The organism is Plasticicumulans sp., from assembly GCF_035331805.1.
Classification (GTDB): domain Bacteria; phylum Pseudomonadota; class Gammaproteobacteria; order Competibacterales; family Competibacteraceae; genus Plasticicumulans.
In genome coordinates, this window is record NZ_DAOLKE010000124.1 from 2684 (window position 1) to 9600 (window position 6917).

Annotated in this window: 6 protein-coding genes; 1 reads left to right on the plus strand and 5 read right to left on the minus strand. The window is 70.8% G+C overall.

Annotation, left to right across the window (positions count from 1 at the left end; translation table 11 throughout):
• The 3 genes from tolA to tolQ form a co-directional block, all read right to left on the minus strand.
• Nucleotides 1–880, minus strand: an 880-nt coding sequence (tolA, locus tag PKE44_RS10335; RefSeq protein WP_324550771.1) for a cell envelope integrity protein TolA, incomplete at its 3' end; no start/stop codon positions are given.
• A gap of 7 nt (nucleotides 881–887) precedes the next feature.
• Nucleotides 888–1316, minus strand: coding sequence for a protein TolR (gene tolR / locus PKE44_RS10340; RefSeq protein ID WP_324550773.1), 429 nt, complete (start codon nucleotides 1314–1316; stop codon nucleotides 888–890).
• Nucleotides 1303–2019 (minus strand): protein TolQ, encoded by a 717-nt coding sequence (gene tolQ / locus PKE44_RS10345; protein ID WP_324550776.1) that lies wholly within the window; start codon nucleotides 2017–2019, stop codon nucleotides 1303–1305. Before tolQ ends, tolR begins: the two co-directional genes overlap by 14 nt.
• A gap of 266 nt (nucleotides 2020–2285) precedes the next feature.
• Here tolQ and cysZ point away from each other — a divergent pair, with 266 nt between their 5' ends.
• Nucleotides 2286–3029, plus strand: coding sequence for a sulfate transporter CysZ (gene cysZ, locus PKE44_RS10350; RefSeq protein ID WP_324550779.1), 744 nt, complete (start codon nucleotides 2286–2288; stop codon nucleotides 3027–3029).
• A 3-nt stretch (nucleotides 3030–3032) separates the two neighbouring features.
• Here the strand turns inward: cysZ and PKE44_RS10355 are convergent, their stop codons facing one another.
• Nucleotides 3033–5381 (minus strand): EAL domain-containing protein, encoded by a 2349-nt coding sequence (locus PKE44_RS10355; protein ID WP_324550781.1) that lies wholly within the window; start codon nucleotides 5379–5381, stop codon nucleotides 3033–3035.
• A 201-nt stretch (nucleotides 5382–5582) separates the two neighbouring features.
• Complete coding sequence (gabT, locus tag PKE44_RS10360) at nucleotides 5583–6872, minus strand: 4-aminobutyrate--2-oxoglutarate transaminase (RefSeq protein ID WP_324550783.1); 1290 nt, start codon at nucleotides 6870–6872, stop codon at nucleotides 5583–5585.
• Nucleotides 6873–6917: the final 45 nt, after the last annotated feature.

A 6917-nucleotide genomic window follows, 5' to 3' on the forward strand; every position in this document is an offset into this window, starting at 1 on the left:
TGGCCTTGGCGTCGGCTTCCGCCCTGGCGGCCCTGGCCTTCGCATCGGCATCGGCTTTGGCCTTTGCATCGGCGTCGGCCTTCGCCCTGGCGGCTGCGGCCGCCTTCTTCGCCGCTTCGGCTTTCTCCCGGGCCTCGTCTTCGGCCTTCTCGCGGGCCTCGGCCTCAGCCGCTAGCTTTTTTTTTTCGGCCTCGGCCTTTCTCGCGGCCTCGGCGCGCGCTCTGGCTTCGGCTTCGGCTTTGGCCTTCGCATCGGCGGCACGCTTTTCCTCGGCCTCGCGGCGTTCCTCGGCGACGCGGGCGGCTCTGGCGTCGGCGTCGGCCTTGGCGCGGGCTTCCTGCGCCTTGCGTTCGGCCTCCTGCTGCTGCTGGGCGAGCTGCGCGAGGCGCTGCTTCGTCTCGGCTTCGGCGCGACGCGCGGCATCCTCCTGCCGGCGCTGCTCGGCCTCGGCCCGGCGTGTGGCTTCCTCCTGCCGGCGCTGCTCGGCTTCGGCACGACGGGCGGCTTCCTCCTGGCGGGCCTGCAGATCCTTCAGCCGCTGTTCCTCGCGGGCGCGCCGCTCCTCGGCGGCGCGTGCCTGCTGGTCGAGCTGGTGCTGGCGCGCGGCCTCGGCCTCGCGCTTCTGGCGCTCGGCGGCTTCGAGGCGCTGGACCTCGGCAGCGACCTTCGCCTCATCGACGACGGTGGCCTGGATGATCTCGCCCGACTCCGGCGGCTTCGGCGCAGCCGGGGGCGGCGGCATCACATGCGGGCTCAGCGTCAGCAGCGCCAGTGCCAGCAGCGAGCCGTGCAGCGCCACCGACAGCACGAGCGAGCGCACCCGGCCGGCCTGGCGGGGCGAGCGGTGGCGCGGTTTCGGGCTCACGAGATCAGGACCCATGTCGTGCTCAGGCACCGTCGGGCAGGTCCATCGACAGGCCGACCTTGGCGGCCCCGGCCTGGGTCAGCAGGTGCATGGCTGCGACCACCTTGCCGTATTCGACGCCCTTGTCGCCCTTGACCAGCACGACGGTCTTCGGCTCGCGCTGCAGCACGGCACGGGCACGGATCAGCAGATCCTCGGTGCTCAGCGCGAGCTTCGGGTCGTCGGCGCGGTTCAGGTACAGATGCCCCTCGCGATCGACGGTCAGCACCATCGGCTCCTGCTCCTGCTGCGGCAGGGCTTCGGCGACGCCCTTCGGCAGGTCGACCTCGACGCCCTGGTTCAGCAGCGGCGCCGTGACCATGAAGATGATCAGCAGCACCAGCATCACGTCGATCAGCGGCACGACGTTGATCTCGCTGACCGATTTCTTGCGCGAGCTACGCCGGGCCATGGACTTCGGCCTGCGGCTGGCGCGGGCGCAGGCTGTGCGCCTGACGCTGCAGGATGTTCGAGAACTCCTCGGCGAAGGTGTCGTAGCGGTTGACGAGGCGATCGACCTCGGTCGAGTAGCGGTTGTACGCGATCACCGCCGGAATCGCCGCGAACAGGCCGATCGCGGTCGCGATCAGCGCCTCGGCGATGCCGGGCGCGACCTGCTGCAGCGTCGCGGTCTTGGCGGCACCAAGCCCCATGAAGGCATTCATGATGCCCCAGACCGTGCCGAACAGGCCGATGTACGGGCTGACCGAGGCCGCGGTCGCGAGCACCGGCAGCTGCAGTTCGAGCTCGTCGGTCTCGCGCGACAGCGCCGCGCGCATCGCGCGCTGGCTGCCGGCGACCACGGATTCCGGATCGACGCCGGTCTGCGCGCGCAGGCGCAGGAACTCCTGGAAACCGGCGAGGAACACGGCTTCGAGGCCCTCGGCCTCGTCCTCGCGGCGGCTGACGCGCGTGTACAGCGCGGCGAGGTCGACGCCGGACCAGAAGTCGTCCTCGAAGGTGTCGGCCTGACGGCGGGCGTGGCTGAGCGCGATGCGCTTGCGGAAGATCACCGTCCATGAGGCCAGCGAGATCAGCAGCAGCAGCAGCATCACCAGCTGCACCACCCAGCTCGCCTGCAGGATCAGGTGTGTGAAGGACATCTCGGCGGTCAACGCAACCTACTCCGGAACGGCGCGTGTCGGGACGGCGGCGCGACCGGCTCCGCGCCGGACAATGCGGCCGGCCCGCCGGGGAAGTTCCGGGGCGGGCATCCGATGCACGGGGGGAAGGGCGCGGCGCACCGGACTACCGGCACGCTTGAATGCGGTGCAGCATTGTATCAGCACGATGCGACGGCAGAACGGCGCCGGCGGCGTAAAGTTCCGCGGCCCGCTGTCGCAGCCGCACACCTCCCGTCCCGCTGCATGAGCGAATCCCGATGATCAGTCCCTTCCTGCGCGGCGCGCGCTGCCTGCTGACCGGCCTGAGCCTGCTCGGCCACGAGCGGTTGCGCAGCTTCGTGCTGCTGCCGCTCGTGATCAACCTGCTGCTGTTCGGCGGCGGCCTGTGGTGGGGCGGCAGCGAGCTGTCGGCCTGGCTCGATGCGCAGATCGCGAAGCTGCCCGACTGGCTGCACTGGCTGCACTGGCTGCTGGTGCCGCTGCTCGTCGCCGCGGCGGCGCTGGTGACCTTCTATGGATTCAGCATCGTCGCCAATCTGGTCGGCGCACCGTTCAACGGCTGGCTGGCCGAGCGCGCCGAGGCGCTGTTCGATCCCGCGGCGCAGGTGCCGGAACGGCCGCTGTGGCAGGAGGTGACGATTGCGTTTGCCAGCGCGCTGCGCGCGACGCTGTACTTCCTGCTGCGCGCGATCCCGCTGCTGCTGCTGTTCTTCATCCCGGTCGTCAACATCGCCGCACCTTTCATCTGGGCGGCGTTCGGCGCGTGGATGCTGGCGCTGCAGTACCTCGACTACCCGCTCGGCAACCACGGCATCGATTTCAGCGAACAGCGCCGCGCGCATCGCGCCGACCGCGCCCGCACCTTCGGCTTCGGCTGCGCGGTGCTGCTGCTGACGCTGGTGCCGGTGCTGAACTTCGTCGCGATGCCGGCAGCGGTGATCGGGGCGACGGCGCTGGCGGTCGAGCGCCGGCGCACGGCAGGCGTCGCCGCGCTTCGCTGAAGCTCAGGCCGCCGGCGCGCTCGACGCGCGGTTGAGCAGCAGCTGGCGGATGTCGGCCGAAGGCAGCGGCTTGCCGAACAGCCAGCCCTGACCGTGCTGCGCGCCGAGGCCGGCGAGATAGGTCTGCTGCTCGGGGGTCTCGACGCCTTCGCAGATGACTTCGAGGCCGAGCGCGCCGGCCATCGCGACGATTGCGGCGCTGAGTCCGGCGCTCTCGGAGTCTTCGGGCAGGCCCTTGACGAAGGCGCGGTCGATCTTGACCAGATGCACCGGGAAGCGGCTCAGGTAGCTCAGCGACGAATAGCCGGTGCCGAAGTCGTCGATCGCGATGCGCACGCCCTGCTCGGCGAGTTCGCGCATGACCTCGATCGAGGTGCCGTCGTCGCCGAGGAACAGCCGCTCGGTCAGCTCCAGCACGATCGCATCGCCCGGCAGCTCGTGGTTCTGCAGGATCGTCTGCACGCGGTCGACGAAGCGGTAGTCGTGGAACTGGCGCGACGAGACGTTGATGGCCATGTGCAGCGGCAGGTTCAGCATCTCGCGCCAGGCCGCCAGTTCACGGCAGGCCTGTTCGAGCACCCATTCGCCGATCGGCACGATCAGGCTGGTTTCCTCGGCGAGCTGGATGAAGCGATCCGGCGACACCGGGCCGAGCACCGGGCTGTTCCAGCGCAGCAGCGCCTCGGCGCCGATCGGCCGGCCGCTGGCGAGATCGACGACCGGCTGGTACGCGAGCGAGAACTCGTTGCGCTCCAGCGCCCCGCGCAGCAGGTTGTCGAGCTGCGCGGTCTCCAGCGCGCGCCGGCGCATGCTCTCGTCGTAGAAGCGGCAGGTGCTGCCGCCCTCGGCCTTGGCGTGGCTGCGCGCGGTGTCGGCGCAGCGCAGCAGCGTGTCGGCATCGCGGCCGTCGAGCGGCGCCAGCGCGCCGCCGACCGTGATCGAGGTGTGCACCTGCTGGCCCTGGATGTCGATCGCCGACGTGAAGGCCTTGACCAGCTCCTTCGCGAAGCGGCGCACGGCACCCACGTCGCTGCGCCGTGCCAGCAGCAGCAGGAACTCGTCGCCGCCGAAGCGCGCGACCATGTCGTGGCGGCCGATGCGTTCGAGCAGGCGCATGCCGATCGCCACCAGCAGGCGGTCGCCGAAGCTGTGGCCGTAGCTGTCGTTGACGCGCTTGAGGCCCTGCACGTCGACGAACAGCAGCGCCGAGATCGCGCCGTCGGCCCGGTCGGAGCGGTCGATCTCGGCGGTGAGGCGCTCCATCGCCAGCAGCCGGTTCGGCAGGCCGGTCAGTTCGTCGTAGCGCGCCTGACGCAGGAGCTTCGCCTCGAACTGCTTGCGCTCGCTGACATCCTCCTTGACCACGACGAAGTGCGTCAGCTCGCCCTGCAGATCGCGCACCGGCGCGATCTGCGTGCGCTCCCAGTACGGATCGTCGCGGCGCGTGCGCGATTCGCTCTCGCGCTGCCAGATCTTGCCGGCCGACAGGTCGGCCCACATCTGCGCGCGCTCGTCGGCATCGAGCCGGTCGGTCGGCAGCGTGCCGACGCGCTTGCCGAGGATCTCGCTGACCGGATAGCCGGTCACGGTCTCGAAGCGCGGATTGGCGTATTCGACGCAGCCGCTGGCATCGGCGATCAGCACGATGGCCGGGCTCTGCTCGATCGCGTGCGACAGCGTCACCAGCCGCTCGGAGGTCTGCTGCTGGCCGACGGTGCGTTCGGCGATGCCGTGCGCGACCTGCTCGCGCAGCCGCGCGAGCTGCGACTGGCGATGCGCCAGCGTGCCGGCGAGCAGCAGCCCGGCGAGGCCGGCGAGGGCGAGCGCGATCAGGGCGCGCAGGTCGGCGTTGTGGTCCGGGTCGGGCTGGCGGCTGGCGGCGTCGGCGGTATCGGCCACCTTGCCGATGCGCGCGGCGGTGGCGTCGAGCCGCGGTACGAAGCGTCCGGCGAGCAGCGGCGCATCGAGCTGCGGCAGCTTCACGAGCGGTGCGAGTTCATCGGCGAGTCCGCGCGCCTCGCCCCAGGCGGCGGCGTCCGGCAGCGCCAGCAGCTGGCTCGCCGCCGGGGTGCTGGCGCCGGCCTCGGTGAGCACGGCCGCGAGCTGCGCGTGAGCCTCGCGCAGCGCGACCGGTGCCTCGCCGGTCTGCAGCCGGCCGATCGTCAGCGCGACGCGCAGCAGCGCGCGCTCGGTCGTGCTCGCCAGTGCGTGTGCGGCGTTCGGCGTATCGGGGGGCGGGGCGTTCAGTCGTTCGCGCAGGCGCAGGCCGGCGACGCCGAGGCTGGCGACGATGGCGAGCACCAGCAGCGCAAGCAGCAGTTGCGGCAGGGCGGAGGCGACCTTGGACTTCATGAGCACGTCTCCCGACTGCCGCCGGCCCGGCGGCTCCTTTATGTGAAGGAGGTGATGGGCGAACGGCCATTATCCATAAGGAAAATGGGCGGGACAGCGACGAATGAGTCTGTAACGACCTCGATCAATGCTGCTTTGCGGAAGATGCCGCACCGGTCGGCCGGGTCGGGGAGACGGGGCCGGCCGGTGCGGGGGAGCGGCTCAGGCGCCGAGCGTCTCCAGACAGCCGGCGAGGATGTCCAGGCCCTCGTCGACGATCGCCGGTTCGGCGGTCAGCGGCACGAGGATGCGGATGACGTTGCCGTAGACGCCGCAGGCCAGCAGGATCAGCCCGCGCTCGGCGGCGAGCGCCGTCAGCGCCTTCGTCAGCTCGGCGGCCGGGCGCGCCGGATCGGCGTCGGTGCAGAGTTCGAAGGCGACCATCGGCCCGAGGCCGCGCACCTCGGCGATGCTCGCGAAGCGCGTCTTCAGCGCTTCGAGCCGGGCGCGCAGGTGCTCGCCGAGCTGGCGGGCGCGATCGAGCAGGTGCTCGTCGGCGAATACGTCGAGCACCGCGCGCGCCGCGGCGCAGGCTACCGGGTTGCCGGCGTAGGTGCCGCCGAGGCCGCCGGGGTTCGGCGCGTCCATGACCTCGGGCCGGCCGATGACGGCCGCGACCGGATAACCGCCGCCGATCGACTTGGCCATCGTGATCAGGTCGGGCACGACGCCGCCCGACTGCTCGATCGCGAGCCAGGTGCCGGTGCGCCCGGCGCCGGTCTGGATCTCGTCGACGATCAGCAGGATGCCGTGTGCATCGCAGAGCGCGCGCAGCTTCTGCAGGAAGGCCGGCGGCGCGATGTAGAAGCCGCCTTCGCCCTGCACCGGTTCGAGGATGATCGCGGCGACCGTCTGCGGATCGACGTCGTACTTGAAGAGCTTCTCGACCGAGGCGAGCGCGTCGTCGATCGACACACCGTGCAGCGGGCACGGGTAGGCGGCGTGATAGAGGCCGCCCGGGAACGGTCCGAAGCCGGCCTTGTACGGCGCGACCTTGCCGGTCAGGCCCATGCCGAGCAGCGTGCGGCCGTGGAAGCCGCCGCCGAAGGCGATCACCGCCGGACGCTTCGTGTACGCCCGCGCGATCTTGACGGCGTTCTCGACCGCCTCGGCACCGGTGCTGACCAGGAAGCTCTTGGCCCCGGGAATCGTCGACAGCGCGTTCAGCCGCTCGCAGACCGTCACGTAGTCCTCGTAGGCGGTGACCATGAAGCAGGTGTGTGCGAGCTTTTCGGCCTGTTCCTGCACCGCGGCGACCACGCGCGGGTGGTTGTGGCCGACGTTGAGCACGGCGATGCCACCGCCGAAGTCGATGTAGCGGCGGCCCTCGACGTCCCAGACCTCGGCATTGCGCGCGCGCTCGATGAAGATCGGGAAGGCCTGACCGACACCGCGCGGCAGCGCGGCATTGCGGCGAAGCATCAGGTCGGCGTTGGTGCTCATGCGGATCATCACTCTCGCTGGGCCGCTCGTGGCGGCGGAAGGACGGCGGACGCG